The sequence below is a fragment of the Methylovulum psychrotolerans genome (assembly GCF_002209385.1).
In the GTDB taxonomy this organism is placed as follows: domain Bacteria; phylum Pseudomonadota; class Gammaproteobacteria; order Methylococcales; family Methylomonadaceae; genus Methylovulum; species Methylovulum psychrotolerans.
Genome location: NZ_CP022129.1, coordinates 3,268,805 through 3,288,839 on the forward strand (window position 1 = coordinate 3,268,805; position 20,035 = coordinate 3,288,839).

Consider the following 20,035-nt stretch of genomic DNA (forward strand, 5'->3'; position numbering starts at 1 on the left):
AGCTTGCCTTGTCGGATTTGGCTTGAACCCTAGATTACCAAATTACGACATATTCATTATTTAGTAACTCTTCCGTTGGCCCATTATGCTCCCCAGAAAGGATGCATTTGCTTGAAGATGAAACACCACGGATAAGTTCGGCCAGTGCTATAAGTGTTGAGAACGCCTGAATATGCTCCGCAATAGAATGTTTGCTTGGGAAACAGAGATCATTCCAAAATACTATTTCAATTTCGTGTGTTCCCTTCTCTACATCGATCCAAACATAGAAGCAAATATCTCGCTCTGAAAATAACGATCCTCGAATGCTATGCTGCGTACTAGCTTCGGGCAATTCAATAAGCCGGAGCTTGGAATTAGAGTTTAACGGTTCCGGGATTTCAAGCGACTCTCCAGCCCAAGTTAGTATTTCCGGAGAAATAACGTGGGATTCGATTGCCTCAATTGAGGGGATTAAAGATTTATTATTCAGGTTGGTTATAAAAATTTCTGTTGCCATTCCATCATAGGGAAGCAATATATGTTTGGCCTTCTGCCAAAGATTTCTTGCCCTCAGTTCTGGTTCCATATTTTTGCCCAATGTAGAGTTGAGCAACTTAGGTAGCGGAAGCGGACTAAATTGTTCTAACGTTACGGTAAGGGGCTGCCCGCGAGATTGCTGACAGCGAAGCCGCTTACCCGTGATAAAAAACTGACTTCGCCAGCCATTATGGCGGGCAGTCCCTTTGACCGACTCGTTGGGCTTGATTATTGATGCGCTTTGCCGGAAAGGATTGTATTGACTTGATCGCCTGGATTGACAACTAAGCCCTTTTGTTCGCAATTCCATGAACTAGTTGTGGTATTGGTGCTGATAAAAGTAATTTCTTTTCCGGTCGTTTTATTAGAGCAAGTAACATTAAGGCTTGTATAACCTTCGCTAGAGCCTGCAATTTGTTGGTTTATACGATATAACTGCCGGATTTCTGCTTTGGATAAAATGCGGTTATAAAGCCTTGCATCATCAATTGTGCCTTGAAAAAAACGCCATATTGTTCCAAAATTATTGTCGGCACCTAAAATAATAGGGTTACTTGATGGAACGATAACACCGCCTATATTTACAGAACCTTTTAATATTCCATTAACATAAAGTTTTCCTCCGTTAACATTTGAATGTGTAAAGACTATGTGAAACCATTTGTTTAGCGGGGCTTTATTTTTACTGACAAGATTAGAAAACACATAATTATTTGTACCTCCTACAAGAAATCCATTATCTAAAATCAAAGCGTATGTATCTTGATTGATTTCTGATGCGCTATTAGGTGCATATTGATACCACTTCGTAACTATTCCTTGAGTATCGTTTGATTCGCCTTTTCTATAAGCCCAAACAGATAATGTAATATCGGTAAAATTACTTAAGTTTTGGTCGCTTGGTATTTCCACATAATCTGATGTCCCATTAAAATCCAAAGCCTTACCTGTAAGGCCTTGTACGCACTGAGTTCCATTTTTGTTGCCATTATGTTGATTTCCGCTAACATCATTCGCGCTACAATCGTCAAAATTCCAATGTGCAACCAACCCCTTATTTAAATCGGCAAATGCTGTACCACTAATCATCAATGCGGTAAGAATGATTGCTGTTTGTGTTCTGTTCATACGCTTATTCCTCATATTGTTGCCCAACGTTACGGTAAGGGGCGTGCCGCTCACTGAGCTGAAACGAAGCCACCGAACCTTGAAAAAAACAGAACTTCAAAACCACCAACGGGCGGCGCGTCCCTTTGACTGACTTGTTGGGCTTGAACATGTCCGCCAACCACCACCTAAATAAAAAATGGTAAAAGCCTAAGGTGTCGTATTAATAAGCACACTAACAGTGCTATCCCAATTCGCAACGATCACATCGGGTTTTCCATCACGATTTACATCGCCGACTACAATGCCTAAGGGATTGACACCAGTACCATAATCAACATGAGCTTGAAAACTGCCATTGCCATTACCAAGTAAAATGCTCATAGTAGCGGCACTATAATTTGTATTAATTAAGTCAGGCTTGCTGTCATGATTCATATCGTAAATTTCGACATCTGAAGGACAAGCTCCAGCAGGATACTCAACTTTAGATTGAAAAGTACCGTTTCTGTTGCCTAGGAACACACTTAGAGTGTTAGCAACGCAGTTTGCATTAACGACATCAAGCTTACCGTCTCGGTTGACATCACCAATTTGTAAATCCCAAGGCTGGGTTCCAGTAATATAATCAACATGGTCTTTGAAAGTACCATTTCCATTTCCTAGCAATATATTTACTGAGTTGTCATCGTTTGTAGTAACCAAATCTGGCTTTCCGTCACGGTTAAAATCGCCTATTTGTAATCCCCCGTTACCGCTGCTCGTCGGATAATCAATTTTGGTTTTGAACGTACCATTACCATTGCCTAGCAATACGCTCACAGCACCACTTGCGCTTGAAGTAACCAAATCAACCTTCCCATCGCGGTTTAGATCGCCGATTCTTAGTGCAGCAGGGTTTGTCCCTGCGGGATAATCAATATGTGCTTTAAAAGTACCATCACCTTTACCTAGCAACACCGTAGCAACATTAGCTATTCGAGTTGATGCAGCCAGATCAAGGTTTCCATCACGATTTAGGTCAGCAATTCGTAAATGACCAGCTCCGCCGCTAGTTGGATAATCCACATGGGCTTTAAAAGTGCCATCACCGTTGCCCATCAATACACTTATGCTGTTATTATTTGATGTGACTAAATCTAACTTGCCATCACGATTTAAATCACTAATTTCTACACCATCTGCACTACCGCCTATGACATAGTCAGTTTTAGTTTGAAAAGTTGGGGTAGCAGCAAGCAATTCAACTCCGAAATCTGGTGCAAGCAAAGCAAGTGTTCCTGCAACTACCGTAAATGAAGCTTTAAACATTCGTTCTCTCCTTTTTTGCCCTCACCATAAAGGATTTAGCATATCTGAGGGGATGATATGCCCAACGTTACGGTAAGGGGCGTGCCGCCAACGAAAGCGAAACGAAGCCGCCGAACCTTGATAAAAAACCAAACTTCAAAACCGCCAACGGGCGGTGCGTCCCTTTGACCGACTTGTTGGGCCAGGTAATGACCGCCAGCATTCAACCATAAACAAATACTAGTTTATTTGCCTTTGATTCATAAATTTTCTTTAGTTTTGGTTTCATTTATAACCTCAAGCAACCTATATCCTGTCAGGATGGATAAATGTTCTATGGGTTCGCCAGTGAGATTATGTTGATAAACATCCCAATCCGTTATACATAAAAAACGAAGCCTGACCTTATAGTTTTGTGCGGGGGCATTTTCTAACCAATCAGCATTTTTATCCTCAGCATATATGTTTTCAACACTTTTAATATCTGGACTTGTGAAATTGAATTTTCTTGAAATGGCATCTCCAAGGGTTAGCTTAAAGTTAAGAGCTTCACTTGAAGAAACCGGTTTAATCTCATCCTTGAGACTAATGTCGGCAATAATTTCTTTTCCGGCATATTTTTTTGGACGTAACTTAACCTTTCGAAGCAAGTCTGAAATATCAGAGGTAACTTCTTTAGGCTCGGTTATTTTGATTTCATCAATAGCTGAACGAATACCCTGCACTATGTTTGTAAAAGCCTCATCGTGATTATCCCAGCTAGTTACAGCTTTCGCATCTTTTGGCAAGGCTTGTAATTTTCCAAAAGGAGCACCCTGCCAATCGACCGAACGTACAATTATTGGAATTACTCGCGCCTCCCCTTTTTCATGACGTTCCATTGCGACTTGCAATTCCTTTCCATAGCAATATTCGGACGCAATAAAATCAGAGCTTACCAAAAGTAAGATTATGCTAGCTGATTGAAGCTGCTGATTAATTTGATTTTCCCATTCTGTACCACTTGATATTTTTCTGTCATGCCATTCGGAAATTACACCTTGGCGCTTCAAAATAGATAGGTGTTTTTCTAATTCATTCCGAATCTCTTCATCCTTATGTGAATAGGAATAAAATAGCTTTACAGCACTTTTTGTTGAATTTGACATTTATTTACCAAGAGCTTTAGATGAATCAGAAAGTAATTGCCCAACGTAATGTAGACAGCCTAAATGACGCAAGATATTGCGTCATCCGTTTGTCTATAGTTCTTTAAAGATGTAAAATTTCTTTTCTTTTATAAGTTTAGCAAAATTTAGCACATCCTATAATTTATGCAATACCCGTCAGATAATTTACCTGTCCAGAAACCTAAGCTGTTGGACCAAGTCAGGGAAAAAATCCGCTTTAAACATTACAGCATCCGTACAGAACAGGCTTACACAGATTGGATTAGGCGGCTCTGCATTTTGGCAAGCGGCATCTGCGTGAAATGGGGGCGGCTGAGGTCGGTCAATTTTTGACGCATTGAACAGTGGAGGGCAAGGTGTCGGCCTCACTCCAGAACCAAGCGCGTTCGGCGGTGTTATTTTTGTACAAAGCGGTTTTGGCTACCGAACTGCCTTGGCCGGATAACGTGGCGCTGGCAAAGGCTTTAAGGATCTATCCGGTAATTTAGCAAAATGGCCGTTTGATTGGCCTATTAGCGAAACAAAGGCGTTTAATCAGTTGAGTTCTGCCCTAAGCGTGGTATAACTCGCACACTACCGTGGGCGGTTGAGTAACGCCGCCACCTTGAACTGACTTAAGATTTATACACACTTTATGACCACTTCCCTTGCGCCTTTTTATGCCTTATCCCCCGATATTATCCTCAACGCGCTGGAGAGCATCGGCTTAACGGGGGACGGGCGAATGCTGGCCTTAAACAGTTATGAAAACCGTGTCTACCAAGTCGGTGTTGCGGACGCGGGCACGGTGGTGATGAAGTTTTATCGGCCTGGGCGTTGGACGGATGCGGCGATTTTGGAAGAACATGCTTTCGTGCAGGCTTTATATGAAGAAGAGCTGCCCGTTGTACCCGCATTGGCGTTTGGTAATGGGGCGACGCTGCATGAGCTGGAAGGTTTCCGGTTTGCGGTATTTCCTAAGCAAGGCGGGCGGGTACCCGAACTGGCGGGAGCTGCAAAGCTGGAGCGGATGGGGCGGCTGATCGCGCGGATTCATGCCATTGGCGCGGAAACGCCATTCCGGCACCGGCCTGGTTTGGATGTTGCCCAGTTCGGCGTAGCGGCGCGGGATTTTCTGCACAATAACCGCTGCATTCCGGCGGAATTTGCCGAAACTTACCATACGGTGAGTACGGAGTGTTTGGCAATGGCGCAAGCCTGTTTTGAGCGGGCGGGCAAACCTGCGCAACTGCGCTTGCACGGCGACTGTTATCCCGGCAATGTCTTGTGGACGGATGACGGCCCGCATTTTGTCGATTTTGACGACAGCCGCACAGGGCCGGCCATGCAGGATTTATGGATGTTGTTATCCGGCGAGCGGGAAGAAATGGCGGTGCAATTGGGGCATTTGTTGGCGGGCTATCGGATGTTTTATGATTTTGACAGCCGGGAGCTGCATTTGTTGGAAGCGTTGCGCACTTTGCGCCTGATCCATTATTCGGCCTGGTTGGCGAGCCGCTGGGATGATCCGGCCTTTCCGACGGCCTTCCCGTGGTTTACTTGGCCGAATTATTGGCAAGAGCGGATTGCCGAATTGCGGGTACAGCTGACCTTGATGGCTCAGCCGTCCTTAGCGGTCAGCCGTTTTGATGACTGACCACGGCGTTTTCTGCCAACCACGTCCTGAGCGGGTTAAAGCTTTTCCGGTGGATGTCGAGGAAGCCATGCTGGCGGATTTCGGCAAGATGTTGCGCCGTGCCGTAGCCTTTGTGCTGGTGGAAGGCATAAACGGGGTAACGCTTATGGTAATCATCCATCAGCCTATCGCGTTCGACTTTGGCAAGGATGGAGGCGGCACTGATGGCGGCGACTTTGCTGTCGCCTTTGACAATCGCCTGGGCAGGCATGGTCAGCTTGGGCAAGCGGTTGCCGTCCACTAAGACTTCATCCGGCACCACCGTCAGCCCGGCCACGGCGCGTTGCATCGCTAACAAGGTCGCTTGCAGGATGTTCAACTGGTCAATCTCCTCGACACTGGCCGAAGCGATACACCAGCTTAAGGCCTGTTCTTGAATCTGCACAAACAGGTGTTCGCGTTTGGCGGCGGTCAGGGTTTTGGAGTCGGCCAGCCCGGCAATCGGGCGGTCAGGGTGCAGGATAACGGCGGCGGCGAACACCGCGCCCGCTAAGGGGCCGCGCCCGGCTTCATCAACCCCGGCCATAAGCGGTAAGGCGGTGTCCATAGCAGGCTTAGCGCAGGATGCCACGGGTGACGTTACGCAAAAAACTGACCATATCCGACACGGGTTTGCTGTCGCCCGCCATGTCTTCCATTTGCTCTATGGCATCTTCCAAACGGAGATTGGTTTTGTAGATGATTTTATAGGCTTTACGGATCAGGCGGATGTCATCGGCACTGATGCCGTTACGCTCCATGCCCACCGAATTAATGCCGTGCGGGCGGGTCGGTTTGCCGCCGACCATGATAAACGGCGGCACGTCTTGGGTGATGGCGCTGCCCATCGCCGCAAAGCTGTATTCGCCGATTTGGGTAAACTGATGCACCAGCGTAAAGCCGCCCAGAATGGCGTGGCTGTTCAGGCGTACATGCCCCGCTAACGATGCGCCGTTCGCCATAATAACGTGATCGCCGATGAGGCAATCATGGGCGACATGGGTATAGGCCATAAACAAATTGTCGCTGCCGATGCGGGTGACGCTACGGTCTTGCTTGGTGCCACGGTGCATGGAGGTAAATTCGCGGATAGTGTTACGGTCGCCGATTTCCAGGCGGGTCACTTCGGCGGCGTATTTTTTGTCTTGCGGGTCTTCGCCTATCGACGCAAACTGGTAAATGCGGTTGTCTTTACCGATACTGGTAGGGCCTTTAACGACGACGTGCGAACCTATCTGGGTGCCGCTGGCAATTTTAACGTCGGCACCAATGACCGAATACGCACCAATGGTGACGCCTTCAGCCACTTCAGCCTTGCGGTCAATCAGGGCGGTAGGATGTATCAAGGTCAGTCCACCACAGCAGCACAGCGGATTTCGGCACTGGCGACAAATTCGCCATCCACCTCAGAGTGGCAATCAAACGCCCAGATATTGCGTTTGCTTTTGACAAAGTTGACATGCAGCATCAATTGGTCGCCCGGCACGACCGGACGCTTGAACTTGGCCTTATCAATACCGACCAGATAATAGATCATGCCTTCCAGTTCATCACCGGCGGTTTCCGATGCCAACAAACCGGTGGCCTGCGCCATCGCTTCAAGGATCAGGACACCGGGCATAATCGGTTTTTGCGGAAAGTGGCCTTGGAAAAACGGTTCGTTGTAAGTGACATTTTTAACGCCGAGCAAACTAACCCCAGGTATACACTCCACCACTTTATCGACAAGGAGAAAGGGATAGCGGTGTGGTAAAAATTCTTGTATTTGTAAAATATCTAATTTGATAGACATGATGAAGGTGCTTTTATCTAGGGGTTAGTGATACGGGTAACGGGTGATCAATCGGGCATGGAAGACAGTTTTTGCTGGACTTGCGAGGTCACATCAATTTTGTCGCTGGCATAGCTGACCCCATCATGCAGCACTAAATCAAAGTTTTGCTCTTTGGCAATGGCTTGGATGGCTTCAACAATCCGGCGTTGGAATTTGGCCAGTTCTTCATTGCGGCGGGCGTTAATGTCTTCGCTGAACTCCTGTTGCGAACGCTTGGCATCGCGCTTTTTGTTCATCAGGTCTTTTTCCATGTTCGAGCGTTCGGAATCGCTCATGATGGCAGCGTCCCGGGTCATTTTTTCTTCTTTGCTTTGGATGTCTTTCATCAGCGAGGACAACTGGTGTTCGCGTGAGGAAAATTCCATTTCCATACGTTTTCTGGCCTTTTCGACCATCGGGGATTTTTCCAAAATCGCCGGAATATTAACTACGCCAATTTTTAGCTCCGCAAAGCTGACATTGGCATTTGCCGCCAGTAACACGCCCAAAAATAATCCGATTTTGTTTTTCATTGTTAAATCAATCTCCAATTCATTAAATAGTAAGTTCTGTTAACGGTAGGTGGTTCAATTATAGGGGATAAGCAAAGCAAATCCCAAGACCTAAGGCTAGAAATTTTGCCCGAAGTTAAATTGGAACAATTGGCTTTGGTCTTGTACTTGCACCGCATTGCCGTTGTTGTCGATGTAGGTGGTCGTGCCGGTCTTTAAGGGCTGCGCGACACTGATCGATAAGGCCCCAAACGGCGATAGCCATTCGCCGGACAGGCCTGCCGCATATTTCAGATTATTGACCGTAAAGGCATTGCTGATGGTTCCTGCATCCATAAACGCCCCTAAGCGCACCGATTTGACATCGGATAAGAACGGTACGGGGAAAAACAGCTCGGCGTTGCCGATAATTTTGCTCGAACCGCCCAACGGATAGCCATTGGAGTCGCGCGGCCCTAAGGAGTTGTTGCGGTAGCCGCGCACCGAACCGGTACCGCCGCCGTAATAGTTTTCAAAAAACGGCAGGGCGCTGGTTTTGCCGTAACCATGACCATAAGCCGCTTCCGCCTGTATCCTGAAGGTAAAATCTTTCGCCAACGGGAAATACAATTGGTGCTTATAGCCGACCTTATAATATTCCAAATCACTGCCGGGTGCCGTAATCAGGCCTGTTAAACGCTGTTGCCCACCCTTGCTGGGGAAAATCGCCCGGTTTAAGGTATCGTGTGTCCAGCTTAAAGTCGGCGATACGGTTAAAAAGCTATTGCCTTGATTATTGATAAAACTGCTGATTTGTTGCGACGAATACACCGTGGTGCTCAACTGGGTGTGCTTGCCTTCCAAACCGAAGCGCACTTGGTCGAACTCATTTAACGGGATACCGAAATCCATGCCCGCATTCAACACCTCGGTCGAATAGTTGGCAATATTAATTTGTCCGGCGTTCCGCTTGGTATAGCCCGCCGTATAACCGACGCTGACCCCGTCTTTGGTAAAATAAGGGTTAAAAAAGCCCAATTGGTAACTGGTCAGATAGGAGCTGTTATTAAAGCCGATGTTAACCCGTTTACCCGAACCGAACACGTTGTCTTGGGAAATGTTGGCGTTAAAGACAATCCCCTGCACCTGCGAAAAGCCCACCCCCGCCGACAAGTTACCCGACGCTTTTTCGGTCACGCCAAAATTGACATCAATTTGGTCGTTGGTGCCGACCACGGGCGGGGTTTCGACATTGACTGACTCAAAATAGCCCAAGCGTTCCAAACGGGTTTTTGAGCGCTCAATCTTAGCGCTGGAAGCCCAACTGGATTCCATTTGGCGCATTTCCCGCCGCAACACTTCGTCGCGGGTTTTGGTGTTGCCGCTCATATTAATCTGATGGACATAAGCCCGCTTGCCCGGATCGACGAAAAACGTCATATCCACAGTCTTGTTCGCTTCGTTAACGTCCGGGACCATATTGACGTTGGCGAAGGCATAGCCGTCGTTGCCTAGGCGGTCAGAAATGGCTTTAGAGGTTTCGGTGGCGCTTTTGCGGGAGAACACTTCCCCCGGCCCTATGCCGACCAATTTGATCAACTCTTCCGGTGGGGCAATCAGATTACCCGCCAGTTTAACCTTTTCTACTGTGTAAACCGCGCCTTCCTTGACGTTTATGGTGACATAAATATCTTTTTTATCAGGGGTAATGGCGACTTGCGTCGATTCAATGGCAAAATTGATATAGCCGCGGTCCAAATAATAGGAGCGCAAGGTTTCTAAGTCCGCCGCCAGCTTTTGCTTAGAATATTGGTCATCTTTGCTGTAAAACGACAGCCAGTTGCTGGTGCTGAGTTCAATGGTGCCCAGCAGAGTTTTGTCGTCAAAGGCTTGGTTGCCGACAATATTGATTTGCTTGATCTTGGCGACCTTGCCTTCGGAAATGTTAATGGTAATGCCGACCCGGTTACGCGTCAGGTTCGCGACCTCGGTCTTGATTTTCAAACCGTATTTGCCGTGGCTAAGGTATTGGCGGTTAAGTTCCTGTTCGACCTTATCCAACACTTGGCGGTCAAAAATTTTCCCTTCCGACAAACCGATCTTATCCAAGGCCTTTTTTAAATCGTCTTTGGACAAATCCTTATTGCCTTCAAAAATGATTTTGGCAATGGAAGGCCGCTCGATCACCTTAACCATCAAGGTGTTACCCTGCCTTTCTAAGGTGATGTCCTTAAAAAACCCGGTCTTAAATAAAGCCCGAATGGCAGGGGCGACTTTTTCTTGGGAAAAGCGTTCGCCGACATTAACGGGTAGGTAGTTATACACTGTTCCGAGCGAAATACGTTGCAGACCGGTGACTTTAATATCACTGACAACGAATTCTCCGTCACTTTTAACCGCCTGGGAAACAAGCAAGCCTAGCAATAACCAGCGAGAAAAAGGATGTAATTTCATGTAAACAGCGAAAAGTAAAACAATTTTAGTGAATAGGGGGCTGGTCGGGATTATAGCACAGTAAGAATTGAAAAGACCTTACGCTCTGTCAACAGCAAAGCTCAGCGTCTCGCTGAGTGCCGTCGCTGTGCCTGACAGCAACAATAATACCCTGTCCAAACCCATGGCGATGCCGGCACAATCGGGCAGGCCTGCCGCTAACGCCGCCAGCAAACGTGAGTCTTCGATAACGGCGGGGAGGTTTTGTTCCTGCCGTTGTTGAATTTCCTTATTAAAGCGCCGTGCCTGCTCGTCGGCATCGGTCAGTTCATAATAACCGTTACCCAACTCAACGCCGCGCATAAACAGCTCGACCCGCTCGACCGTTAACGGATTATCGGGGCTAGGACGCGCCAAAGACGACTGGCAGGCCGGATAGGCGTAGACCATACATAAGCCTTGAGTGCCCAAAAACGGCTGCACCTTATGGCTGAACAACATATCTAACCACAATACATGGTCTTCACCACATAAAGCCACCGCTTCCGGCAAGCCGTTCGCCACCGCATAAGTGCAATAGTCGGCAGAGTTAAATTGCAGCGCGTCCAAACCCGTATGGGCGCGGAACACCGACTGATAACTGTGCCGTTGCGGCGGCTGCAAGCCTTGGTCGGCAAATAGCACGGCGAACAAGTCCGCCACTTCGGCCATTAAATCGTCCAGGGTAAAGCCCACCCGATACCATTCCAATAGGGTAAATTCGGGATTATGGAAGCGTCCGGCCTCACCGTTCCTAAAGGCCTTACCTATCTGGTAAATCGAACCGCTACCCGCCGCCAACAAGCGTTTCATGGCAAACTCCGGCGACGTTTGCAAATACAAGGTCTGCCGTAAGGGCGGGCTATGATAGTCGGTGCTAAAAAAATCCAATTGCGGGTCAGTACCCGTGCAATGCCCCAATAACGGCGTTTCCACTTCCAGCACAGCGCGGGCGTGGAAAAACGCCCGAATGTCCTGCAACAAGCGGGCGCGGCGTTGCAGTGCCGCCACGCTACAGGAAGGTTGCCAATCCGCCTGCATTTAGTCTTTAACGCGGGAAATATATTCCCCGGTGCGGGTATCGACCTTAATCACCTCGCCGATTTGCACAAACAGCGGCACACGCACCACAGCCCCAGTGGTCAGTTTAGCCGGTTTACCGCCGCCGCCGGAGGTATCGCCGCGCACACCCGGATCGGTTTCAACAATTTCCAACTCGACAAAGTTAGACGGTGTCACCGCTAAGGGTGCGTCATTCCATAAGGTCACGAAGCAAAAATCTTGGTCTTTCAGCCATAAACCGGCATCGCCGACGATTTTGGCATCGGCCTGATATTGCTCAAAGGTATCTTGCACCATAAAATGGCGGTATTCGCCATCGTTATACAGATATTGCATTTCCACATCAACTACATCCGCGCCTTCCAGCGACTCGCCCGATTTAAAGGTGCGCTCAATCACCCGGCCTGTTTTTAAGTTTCTGATTCTAACGCGGTTAAACGCCTGACCCTTACCCGGTTTGACAAACTCATTTTCAATGATTGCGCAAGGGTCATTATCGAGCATGATTTTTAACCCGGCTTTAAACTCATTAGTGCTATAAACAGCCATTTTATCCTCAGTGTGACACAATAATTAAAAGTTGCCCATTATAATGGAGGCAACCCTCCAGAGAAACTTTAAATACCCCAGCCATGACCGAATACGCCGACGAGACCGCACATTTTGCCCAAAACTGGCAACAACAACTCAGCGGAGCCTTTACCCGCACCGAAGACCTGTGCGCTTACCTACAGCTACCGCCAGGGCAATTGCCCGCCGCCCTGACCGGGCCACAAAGCTTTGCTTTGCGCGTGCCGTTAAGTTTTGCCGCCAGTATGGAAAAAGGCAACCCCCACGACCCCTTACTGCGGCAAGTGCTGCCTATCGCCGATGAGCTACTGGCCGTGCCGGGCTTTACCACCGACCCGGTCGGCGATTTGCCCGCCCTGGCCGAAATCGGCGTATTGCACAAATACCACGGGCGGGTACTGCTGATTAACACGGGAACTTGCGCCATCAATTGCCGCTACTGCTTCCGCCGCAACTTCCCCTACGCAGACCTGCAACTGGGCAAACAAAAGCAACAGGCGGCCTTAGCTTACATCGCCGCCGACCCCAGCATCAGCGAAGTGATTTTAAGCGGCGGCGACCCCTTGCTGCTAAACGACACGCAACTGGCGGCCTTGTGCCGACAACTTAGCCAAATTGAAACGGTTAAACGTATCCGCATCCACAGCCGCCTGCCCATCGTTTTGCCCGCACGGATAACGGACACCTTACTGGACATTTTGGCCAACAGCGGCAAAACCCTGGTGCTGGTCGTGCATTGCAACCACCCCAACGAACTGAACCCCCGCGTCGCCACCGCCCTGCACCGCCTCAAACGCCACGGCATCACCGTCTTTAACCAAGCCGTGCTGTTAAAAGGCGTTAACGACAACGCCCCAGCGCTCTGCCAGCTCAGCGAAGACCTGTTCAGCTTGGGGGTTATCCCCTATTACCTGCATTTATTGGATAAAGTCCACGGTGCGGCACATTTTGAAGTCGGCAAAACCGAAGCCCAACAACTGCTCCATGCCCTACAAACCGCCCTGCCCGGCTATTTGGTGCCAAAACTGGTCACCGAACAGGCCGGGGCGGCGTTTAAGCAGTATGTCAGTGAGTTGGGCTAGCGGTGGAGGGCAATGGCCTTTAGGCGTTGCCGAGGGCTTTAACCCACGCCTGACCTAACCTGTCAGGTACCAGGCAACGTTTCGGGCCTGATTTTTTGCCGACTCGCCTATAAATATCAAAACACGGGTTGTATTGTCATAGTATGTTGCTACACTTTCTCATGGGGTATTCGCAGTAATTACCACCTATCCCCAACCCTTTTATTGACCGTTTGAGAGGCAACTATGAAAAAATTAACCCTGTTGTTTTGGCTGGGCTGTTTGGCCTTAGCCCCCGCCGCCTTCGCCGCCCCCGTTAACATCAATACCGCCGATGCCCAAACCATCGCCGACTCCCTAAAAGGCATAGGCCTGAAAAAAGCCGAGGCGATTGTCAAATACCGCACCGAAAAAGGCCCGTTTAAAGCCGTGGAAGAACTGACGAACGTCAACGGCATTGGCGAGAAAACCATCGAGAAAAACAAAGCGGACATCCAACTGAGCGGCACACCCGCCGCTCCCGCTGCTGCCGCCCCGGCGGGGAAAAAAGCCCAGTAAGGGCTATGTCGTTAGATTAAAAAGCTAGGAGACTGTCGGACTTGTTTTGCTATCTTATTGATTTTATTTACTATTTTCAGGTTTTATTGAAAATTAATGTTATTTATAATCAATCACTTGGGCATCAAGTCCGACAGCCTCCTAGACTCTCAATATTAATCAGCATCTTCGTGGTAAATAGCCTTTTACAAAATTAGCCTTAAGCAGCCGAGTCAATGGCGGAAATGACGGCAAAGTCTTGTGGACGGGTTGCGAGCAATTCCAAAAAGATGCGGCCCAATTGAGGGTCTAGCCACTGCTCGGCAATTTCCTGCTTAATAACATCGATGGCGGCGGTAAAATCCAAGGTGGGCTTATAAGGCCGGGGCGATGTCAGGACATCAAAAATATCGACAATTTGGAACGTTCTTGCCAACAGCGGAATCGCCTCGCCTTTAAGGCCGTCAGGGTAGCCGCTGCCGTTCCAACGTTCATGATGCGAACGGATAATCTGCACCGTCGACTCCATTTCCTTTAAGCTGGCGCATAATTGTGCACCAACATACATTTTCGCCCCCGCCTCAAAGCCATTTTGCGCCGTGGCCAACACAAAACCCAAACCCGAACCATTAAGAATGTCGTAGACATACGTCATCATCAGCGGGTCGTTATCAACAATAAGAATCCGCGAAATGCTGGGTTTTGCCTCAACATAGGTGGCTCCACTGTCGCGGACAAAATTTTCCACATCGCTTTTCAAAAAACGACGGTGTCCACCTGGCATAACTTTAGCAACCAACACGCCTTTTTGGGCCCATGATCTGACCGTTACCGGAGACACCATCAATAATTCCGCTACCTCGTTAGGTGTCAGGTAGATTTTATTGGAATTGATATTCGGGTGTTTCGAGACTTTGTCCTTGTAAGGGTATTGGGCTAACAACTGTTTAATCAACAACGTCAATAAAGCCCCAATACGCGGCTCCAAGATTTTTAAGGTCGGATGGCTGTTAAAGGTAAATAACAGATTCTCAACCGCCCCCCGGTCTTGCTGATATACCGCCAGCACTGCGGCGGACACTACGCCTTCGTCAACTAACACAGGCACAACATCATCGGCGGCGGCAAGGCAGGAAAAATCAAAGCGCACCAGGGTTTCAAACAAGCGGCGGACAGACGGGATAAGGGCTTGGGCTTGATGTAAGTTTTGGTAAAGTGCCTGTACCTTGGCAAGGTTACCAGACAAGGCTAGTGCCCCTTGAATATCCGCCATTGCGGGTAATGGGCAACCGAATAAGCGGGCGGTGGCAAAGGCGGCGATTTCGGTATCGGCCAGCCAGTGTTCGGCATGGTCTAGGGCTTGTTGCCGGGTATTAGGGCTGCATACGCTATCCATGCCGATGAGCAAGCAATGGAGTAAGCGGTGGCGCTGGCTCCACTGCTGCAAGCAAACCATCAGCGCGTCAAGCGTAGCGGGCGGGGGATTAAGCAAGCGTTTTTCGGCAGGATGGGCGAGGATGGCGGTTAACTCCCGCGCACAGTCCAAACGCACGCCATTTTCTACGCGGATGGCGTGCCAGCGGTTGTTCTGCCGATACAGGGCGGTGTCCAGTTCGACAACTAATAAGGCTTCGTCAATCATAGTTGCTACAGGTAATATCATAACACTTTGCTTGGGCTTCGATTTTTTCTAAAAGAGCGCGATCTAGAAATTCCAAACTCTCCCAGTTTTTCTTTGTAGGCAAAGCTACTTCGGCAATGGCTTGCCTGTCAAGGCTACCGTAGATATGTATTTCGATAAACTGGTCTTGCGCCCGATCACCGTTAGAAAATAACAATACACTGGCAAAATCTTTGGTATCTGACTGGATTCGTGTAGCTAATTTAGCAACAGCGAGCTGGGCTCGGTTAGGCCAGTCAGTCCAGTAACCCACGGGTAAAGGATCAAATGCACGGATGTCATGACGTTTGACAAAATCATAAGAATTTTCCTCCAAAACCGTCGCCTTACGCCGTACAGTAATATCTTTCAATATCATAGCGCATTTACCATAAGACACCAGGCCTTTATTATCCAGCGTTAAGGCTCCATAAAGGAGTTCGGGGGCTAATGTGCCGAACAACTCGCTTTCCGTACTGCACCGCTGGCGGTCATTAATCAGTTCGGCAACTTTGCGGGTGGCACTGGCTGTTTGTTGCCGATAATTGGCATAAAGCTGGTTCTCGGAGTCGAGCAGGCCATATAGAAAATATGCCGATGTATTGATAATAGCCCGTGAGTCGTTGGTTATACTGGCTTCAAAAGCCGCTAAGGCTTGCTTTACCCCCCGTTGTTCTGCTTCCGCCACAGCGGCTTGGTAACGTTGTTCCAAGGCCTCGCGTTCGTGTTGCTGGTTGACTAAGCGGCGGTTAGGTGCGCCTAAATCAGAATGACAAACAAAACAACGATCTGCCGTCCAAGCGGTGAGGGCATTACACTCTGGGCAACTATCCATGCGGGCTACGCTAATCAATGGGTTAATTTCCCCCAAATACTAATACAACTGCCGGCAAATTACCACTTAAAGTTTTTGCAGTGCCTAAAGCTTGGTGGGGCTTCTCTTGGCGCACAATATCCGCGAACAAAAACCGCCCCATCCCCCATCAAATTACGGAAATCACCTTATTGTTACCCGCCCCGCCAACTTTTACACTGGAGCCCTGTAAAATTTTTGATAGGGGTTAAACCATGTTGGCAACGTATTTGGCAGGATTATGGCGTATCGCATTGGTAATGTTTGATTATCGGGGCTGGTATCGTTGGTTATCGGGACAACCGCCGATAGATGTGGCGATTATCACCAATATCCGTGACGAGGCCGAAGGCCAGGTATTTTGGGGCGATAACTGGCCAACGTCGGGGCATTCCAATGGTGCGCGGATTTATTTAAATGGGGTGGCGGGGCAAGTGCGCGGCATTGCGGTCACGGCCGAAGAGCTGATGACCAAAGAAGGGCGGCAACGCGCCAAAAGCATTTTTATTGATGCCGTCATCTGGGCGCAAAAACGCGGCGCGAAAGTCATTTTACTGGCCGCGTCAACCAAGCGCCTGTTTGGTCGGGACGGGCACGAATTAAAACAACGTTTCCCCGATTTGCTGTTTACCATTGGCGATAACGGCACGGCGACTTTGTTATGCCAAGATGTCGATAATGCCTTGGCAAAGTCAGGTCTTAACAACAGTAACGCCAGGGTGTTAGTGTTAGGCTGTTATGGGATTTTGGGGGAGGCCGTCACCGCGCATTTAACCCAGCGCCAGTTTGATGTCGTCGGTTTCGGCGCGAACAAAAAAGCCTTGGCGGACATGGCGGCGCATTACCCGATAGCAATCGCCGATACGATGGATGCTGTAGGCCGTGTCGATGTCGTGATTGCCTGTACCCACAATGCCGATACCCGCCTGACCCGCGCCAGCATCAACGCGTTAAGGCAACATAACCGCAAGTTGTTGGTGGTTGATGTCGCCGAACCCGCCAATTTGGACGAAGCGACTTACCAACAGTGCCAAACGTGGGTGATCCGCCAAGATGCCGGTAACGCCCATTCGCCGTTATTAAGCTATGTGTTAGGCGGCATTTCATCACGGATGCTCAACTTGTCGCCACAAGTGGTGTTCGGCTGCTTCGCCGAAGCCCTGACCTTGTACCATAGCATTTACCGCGAGCATAACCATGTTTTGCTGAACCAAGATTGGTTTCAGGTCAATCCGGCCAACCGCGCCTTTATTGACAACGCCTTTGCCTCAGTGGCTATCCAGTGCCCTGACCGCTGCTGCTTTAACAAACCGGTCGCGGCGTTTACGTTGGAAACTTTGTCTGGTTAACTCATCCGGTCAAGCCGCTTGTTGGCGCAGTCCGCCGCTACCGTCCAGCACCGCTGCAATTGCCGAATAATCGATGGTATAGTGGCGGTTGGCCAGAATATGGTTAGCCAAGCGGATAATCGCCCGCCAATACCCGCGCTCGTTAATAAATGTAAAAGCCGCCCCGAACAGCGCGTCAATCTTTTTCGTCCGCGCTTGCGCATCCAGCCCTAAACAAGTCAGATATTCTTCCACCAACCATAAATCCGCCGCCCCGCCATAATGGTGTAAGGCATTGATATTTACGAGCCGGGAGTTAATGATTTCGTCATCACGCAAGGCGATATAATTGGCTTCCGCCAATGGCCCGACCAGCAAATTGACGATATCGGCATCAAACGCTTTCAGGTAGGCTTGTTTTTGGTGATGGGAAAAGCCACGGGTGGCTTCCGTCACTGACGACGGCAGGGTATGGATTAAGCGGCCACCGTCGACTCTGGCAATCCAGGGCGTGGTCAGGGCCTTATGCTGGCTGGGCGGGTGGTTTAAGCCGGAAATGAGGATTTGGAAGCAGACGGGGGGCAACTGCTGGTGTTTATTGCCGAAATAAATCGCCGCCGCATGACCTGCTTCATGGATGGCGGTTTTTCTGCTCAGTTCTTGCACATCTATGGGTTGGGTGGTACGTTTTGCCAGATAGCTACGATTCATTGATAGAACCTCGGTTAAAAAAAGAATGCGGACAAAGGAGTTGTCCGCATTGTCGAGAGGAAGGAAGGTAACCGTGTTGAGCAACAGTTGCGGCAAAGTGTAAAGCGAGTCCGTCCCCTTGAAAATGTGGCATTTTGTCACGCGGCAAAATGCCGCTGTTTTTGGCATGAAATTCGCATAATAGGGTTTATTTGTGTTTGATAAATAGCCGTTAAATAAGGCTTATTGGCCTTTTAACGGCCTTGCCTTAAGGCATATCACACAAAAAAGCGGCATATCACACAGTGGCCGGACAGGCTGGCAGCAAAGGATATGATTTAGGTGTGGAGGGGCTTGGCGCAGGCAACACTCAACGATGGCATAGTAAACGGATAGGATGTGCCAAATTCTGCTAAACTTATAAAAGGAAAGCAATTTTATATCTTTGAAAAACGATAGACAATCGGATGCCGCAATAGCTTGCGTCAATTAAGCGGCCTACCTTACGTTGGGCTTTTAAATTTAGGATACAGGCAATGTTAAAATTTTTAGGTATGGCAGGCGTATTAGCATTAACCTTTTGCAACACGGCAACTGCTGGAAAAACCCTATCATGGAATCTGTCACGAGACATGATGATAGGCATCACCACCAATCCAACAGGCGTATGGGCATTCATGCAAAATACTTCTGGTATCGACCAGCCCGCTAACTACACGTTATTGCCGCAATATTACTCGCCGTGTTTCGTTAATACCCCTTTGCTACATTGTTGGCGAGAAACCGATGCTAATGGGACATATCCTGTTGTTGGAGTAGCAAAAAAAACCTTTACCTATCGCTTAACGACCCACACACAAGGGATTCCTCTTTTACATCCAGGCCTGAATATTCCAGTGATTCTAAGATGGAAAAGTCCAATAAATGGGAAAGTTAATATTATGGGTAGGGTTTCCGACATTGATTATATCAGTGGCGTTGGCGATGGCATTAACTGGTCACTCAAAAATAAAGACGCTACCGTCATAAAGTCCGGCACATTAGATAACGGCGAAGGCGCGGCGTTTTCAGCGCACAATATAGTGATGCGCAAAGGAGAAAGTCTGTATTTTTCAGTTGACATGAAAAACAACCTTAATAGTGATTCAACAAATTTAGATATTATCATTACCAGTCGGCAATAATCGATGGCTTTAGCGTTAGGCTACACATCGAGGCAATCCAAGCGCTTTTGGTCGGTGGCTGTTTAACCTTAGCGGTGCTGGCCAATCAAAGGGCCGTGCCGGCTGTCTTTTCATAGGTAAGCGGCTGCGCTATCGGCCAGCGGGGCGGGAAGCCAAATTAGTTTGGCTTTGGCAATTCGCTGTCACTACCCCATGACCCCAGCCATGCGTCAATGGCTTCATGCGGTACGGCGTAGCCTGTCAGTTTGTAATGTTGCCAACGTTCCATATCTTCCGATTTTTCACACCTGAACATCTCTTTCAGTCTACTATACTGTGAACGGCCAAGTATTTGGCTTTTACAATTCACCGTAGGGTACGCTGTACCCTACCAAAAAACCGAAAACTTGGCCGTTTGAAGTATATATTCCGTCGTTGCCTTCATCATCTCTAGCTGTTATGTGGACTCACCCATTACCATTCTTATGCTATTGTCAGCCCCATCGCCAAGCTTTCTCAAGATAACCTTACCCCCTGTTTTTGGGCAGCTTTGTCGCCATGCAAAAAATATCCACGCCCAGGCGTTAAATTTACCT

At 48.7% G+C, this 20,035-nt stretch carries 21 protein-coding genes; 7 read left to right on the forward strand and 14 right to left on the reverse strand.

The features are described from left to right. Positions 1–34: 34 nt before the first annotated feature. The 4 genes from CEK71_RS14910 to CEK71_RS14925 form a co-directional block, all read right to left on the reverse strand. Positions 35–568: a hypothetical protein gene (locus CEK71_RS14910; RefSeq protein ID WP_088620127.1), complete on the reverse strand. Its 534-nt coding sequence runs from the start codon at positions 566–568 to the stop codon at positions 35–37. Positions 569–747: 179 nt separating this feature from the next. Then, the gene (locus tag CEK71_RS14915; protein WP_157679282.1) at positions 748–1,647 is read right to left on the reverse strand and encodes a LamG domain-containing protein; all 900 of its coding nucleotides are present in this window, start codon (positions 1,645–1,647) and stop codon (positions 748–750) included. Positions 1,648–1,836: 189 nt separating this feature from the next. Next, entirely contained in the window at positions 1,837–2,937 is a 1,101-nt protein-coding gene (locus tag CEK71_RS14920) for an FG-GAP repeat domain-containing protein (RefSeq protein WP_088620129.1), read from the reverse strand. A 239-nt stretch (positions 2,938–3,176) separates the two neighbouring features. Continuing rightward, positions 3,177–4,064, reverse strand: a complete 888-nt coding sequence (locus CEK71_RS14925; RefSeq protein WP_088620130.1) for a toll/interleukin-1 receptor domain-containing protein — start codon at positions 4,062–4,064, stop codon at positions 3,177–3,179. A 165-nt stretch (positions 4,065–4,229) separates the two neighbouring features. Here CEK71_RS14925 and CEK71_RS14930 point away from each other — a divergent pair, with 165 nt between their 5' ends. The 3 genes from CEK71_RS14930 (at position 4,230) to CEK71_RS14935 (ending at position 5,721) form a co-directional block, all read left to right on the forward strand. Further along, a complete protein-coding gene (locus tag CEK71_RS14930; RefSeq protein WP_232463655.1) occupies positions 4,230–4,418 on the forward strand; it encodes a phage integrase N-terminal SAM-like domain-containing protein in 189 nt (62 codons plus the stop codon). Positions 4,419–4,441: 23 nt separating this feature from the next. Continuing rightward, positions 4,442–4,573: a hypothetical protein gene (locus CEK71_RS23950; protein ID WP_269766556.1), complete on the forward strand. Its 132-nt coding sequence runs from the start codon at positions 4,442–4,444 to the stop codon at positions 4,571–4,573. A 146-nt stretch (positions 4,574–4,719) separates the two neighbouring features. Then, on the forward strand, positions 4,720–5,721 hold the full coding sequence (locus CEK71_RS14935; RefSeq protein WP_088620131.1) for a serine/threonine protein kinase: 1,002 nt from the start codon (positions 4,720–4,722) through the stop codon (positions 5,719–5,721). Here CEK71_RS14935 and rnhB read toward each other — a convergent pair. The 7 genes from rnhB to efp all read right to left on the reverse strand — a co-directional run bounded on the left by rnhB (position 5,702) and on the right by efp (position 12,126). Then, positions 5,702–6,307, reverse strand: a complete 606-nt coding sequence (gene rnhB, locus CEK71_RS14940) for a ribonuclease HII (RefSeq protein WP_088620132.1) — start codon at positions 6,305–6,307, stop codon at positions 5,702–5,704. The genes CEK71_RS14935 and rnhB overlap by 20 nt on opposite strands. Positions 6,308–6,314: 7 nt before the next feature. Then, positions 6,315–7,085 carry an acyl-ACP--UDP-N-acetylglucosamine O-acyltransferase gene (gene lpxA / locus CEK71_RS14945; RefSeq protein WP_088620133.1) on the reverse strand — a complete coding sequence of 257 codons (771 nt, stop codon included), beginning with the start codon at positions 7,083–7,085 and terminating at the stop codon, positions 6,315–6,317. 2 nt (positions 7,086–7,087) lie between these two features. After that, positions 7,088–7,531, reverse strand: a complete 444-nt coding sequence (gene fabZ, locus CEK71_RS14950; RefSeq protein WP_088620134.1) for a 3-hydroxyacyl-ACP dehydratase FabZ — start codon at positions 7,529–7,531, stop codon at positions 7,088–7,090. 47 nt (positions 7,532–7,578) lie between these two features. Next, positions 7,579–8,085 (reverse strand): OmpH family outer membrane protein, encoded by a 507-nt coding sequence (locus tag CEK71_RS14955; protein ID WP_088620135.1) that lies wholly within the window; start codon positions 8,083–8,085, stop codon positions 7,579–7,581. 96 nt (positions 8,086–8,181) lie between these two features. Continuing rightward, entirely contained in the window at positions 8,182–10,497 is a 2,316-nt protein-coding gene (gene bamA, locus CEK71_RS14960; protein WP_088620136.1) for an outer membrane protein assembly factor BamA, read from the reverse strand. Between the two features lie 78 nt (positions 10,498–10,575). Next, entirely contained in the window at positions 10,576–11,556 is a 981-nt protein-coding gene (gene epmA / locus CEK71_RS14965) for an EF-P lysine aminoacylase EpmA (RefSeq protein ID WP_088620137.1), read from the reverse strand. Beyond that, the gene (gene efp / locus CEK71_RS14970) at positions 11,557–12,126 is read right to left on the reverse strand and encodes an elongation factor P (RefSeq protein WP_088620138.1); all 570 of its coding nucleotides are present in this window, start codon (positions 12,124–12,126) and stop codon (positions 11,557–11,559) included. It lies immediately after the preceding gene. 83 nt (positions 12,127–12,209) lie between these two features. On the opposite strand from efp, the gene epmB reads away from it, so the two are divergent. Continuing rightward, a complete protein-coding gene (gene epmB, locus CEK71_RS14975) occupies positions 12,210–13,229 on the forward strand; it encodes an EF-P beta-lysylation protein EpmB (protein WP_088620139.1) in 1,020 nt (339 codons plus the stop codon). A gap of 225 nt (positions 13,230–13,454) precedes the next feature. After that, on the forward strand, positions 13,455–13,766 hold the full coding sequence (locus CEK71_RS14980; RefSeq protein ID WP_088620140.1) for a ComEA family DNA-binding protein: 312 nt from the start codon (positions 13,455–13,457) through the stop codon (positions 13,764–13,766). Between the two features lie 199 nt (positions 13,767–13,965). Here the strand turns inward: CEK71_RS14980 and CEK71_RS23665 are convergent, their stop codons facing one another. Both CEK71_RS23665 and CEK71_RS14990 read right to left on the reverse strand, forming a co-directional pair. Further along, on the reverse strand, positions 13,966–15,408 hold the full coding sequence (locus CEK71_RS23665; RefSeq protein WP_232463656.1) for an HD domain-containing phosphohydrolase: 1,443 nt from the start codon (positions 15,406–15,408) through the stop codon (positions 13,966–13,968). Continuing rightward, positions 15,380–16,240, reverse strand: a complete 861-nt coding sequence (locus CEK71_RS14990; RefSeq protein ID WP_088620141.1) for a hypothetical protein — start codon at positions 16,238–16,240, stop codon at positions 15,380–15,382. Before CEK71_RS14990 ends, CEK71_RS23665 begins: the two co-directional genes overlap by 29 nt. Positions 16,241–16,473: 233 nt before the next feature. Here CEK71_RS14990 and CEK71_RS14995 point away from each other — a divergent pair, with 233 nt between their 5' ends. Then, positions 16,474–17,607 carry a hypothetical protein gene (locus CEK71_RS14995; protein ID WP_088620142.1) on the forward strand — a complete coding sequence of 378 codons (1,134 nt, stop codon included), beginning with the start codon at positions 16,474–16,476 and terminating at the stop codon, positions 17,605–17,607. Between the two features lie 9 nt (positions 17,608–17,616). On the opposite strand, the gene CEK71_RS15000 is transcribed toward CEK71_RS14995, so the two are convergent. After that, positions 17,617–18,297 carry a hypothetical protein gene (locus CEK71_RS15000; RefSeq protein ID WP_088620143.1) on the reverse strand — a complete coding sequence of 227 codons (681 nt, stop codon included), beginning with the start codon at positions 18,295–18,297 and terminating at the stop codon, positions 17,617–17,619. 515 nt (positions 18,298–18,812) lie between these two features. Here CEK71_RS15000 and CEK71_RS22715 point away from each other — a divergent pair. Then, entirely contained in the window at positions 18,813–19,460 is a 648-nt protein-coding gene (locus CEK71_RS22715; protein ID WP_157679286.1) for a hypothetical protein, read from the forward strand. Positions 19,461–20,035: the final 575 nt, after the last annotated feature.

Excerpts from the sequence above, each read along its gene's own strand:
- CEK71_RS14910 (WP_088620127.1), bottom strand. The coding sequence starts at position 568 with ATGGAACCAGAACTGAGGGCAAGAAATCTTTGGCAGAAGGCCAAACAT.
- CEK71_RS14915 (WP_157679282.1), bottom strand. The coding sequence starts at position 1,647 with ATGAACAGAACACAAACAGCAATCATTCTTACCGCATTGATGATTAGT.
- CEK71_RS14920 (WP_088620129.1), bottom strand. The coding sequence starts at position 2,937 with ATGTTTAAAGCTTCATTTACGGTAGTTGCAGGAACACTTGCTTTGCTT.
- CEK71_RS14925 (WP_088620130.1), bottom strand. The coding sequence starts at position 4,064 with ATGTCAAATTCAACAAAAAGTGCTGTAAAGCTATTTTATTCCTATTCA.
- CEK71_RS14930 (WP_232463655.1), top strand. The coding sequence starts at position 4,230 with ATGCAATACCCGTCAGATAATTTACCTGTCCAGAAACCTAAGCTGTTG.
- CEK71_RS14935 (WP_088620131.1), top strand. The coding sequence starts at position 4,720 with ATGACCACTTCCCTTGCGCCTTTTTATGCCTTATCCCCCGATATTATC.
- rnhB (WP_088620132.1), bottom strand. The coding sequence starts at position 6,307 with ATGGACACCGCCTTACCGCTTATGGCCGGGGTTGATGAAGCCGGGCGC.
- fabZ (WP_088620134.1), bottom strand. The coding sequence starts at position 7,531 with ATGTCTATCAAATTAGATATTTTACAAATACAAGAATTTTTACCACAC.
- CEK71_RS14955 (WP_088620135.1), bottom strand. The coding sequence starts at position 8,085 with ATGAAAAACAAAATCGGATTATTTTTGGGCGTGTTACTGGCGGCAAAT.
- bamA (WP_088620136.1), bottom strand. The coding sequence starts at position 10,497 with ATGAAATTACATCCTTTTTCTCGCTGGTTATTGCTAGGCTTGCTTGTT.
- epmA (WP_088620137.1), bottom strand. The coding sequence starts at position 11,556 with ATGCAGGCGGATTGGCAACCTTCCTGTAGCGTGGCGGCACTGCAACGC.
- efp (WP_088620138.1), bottom strand. The coding sequence starts at position 12,126 with ATGGCTGTTTATAGCACTAATGAGTTTAAAGCCGGGTTAAAAATCATG.
- epmB (WP_088620139.1), top strand. The coding sequence starts at position 12,210 with ATGACCGAATACGCCGACGAGACCGCACATTTTGCCCAAAACTGGCAA.
- CEK71_RS14980 (WP_088620140.1), top strand. The coding sequence starts at position 13,455 with ATGAAAAAATTAACCCTGTTGTTTTGGCTGGGCTGTTTGGCCTTAGCC.
- CEK71_RS23665 (WP_232463656.1), bottom strand. The coding sequence starts at position 15,408 with ATGATATTACCTGTAGCAACTATGATTGACGAAGCCTTATTAGTTGTC.
- CEK71_RS14990 (WP_088620141.1), bottom strand. The coding sequence starts at position 16,240 with ATGGATAGTTGCCCAGAGTGTAATGCCCTCACCGCTTGGACGGCAGAT.
- CEK71_RS14995 (WP_088620142.1), top strand. The coding sequence starts at position 16,474 with ATGTTGGCAACGTATTTGGCAGGATTATGGCGTATCGCATTGGTAATG.
- CEK71_RS15000 (WP_088620143.1), bottom strand. The coding sequence starts at position 18,297 with ATGAATCGTAGCTATCTGGCAAAACGTACCACCCAACCCATAGATGTG.
- CEK71_RS22715 (WP_157679286.1), top strand. The coding sequence starts at position 18,813 with ATGTTAAAATTTTTAGGTATGGCAGGCGTATTAGCATTAACCTTTTGC.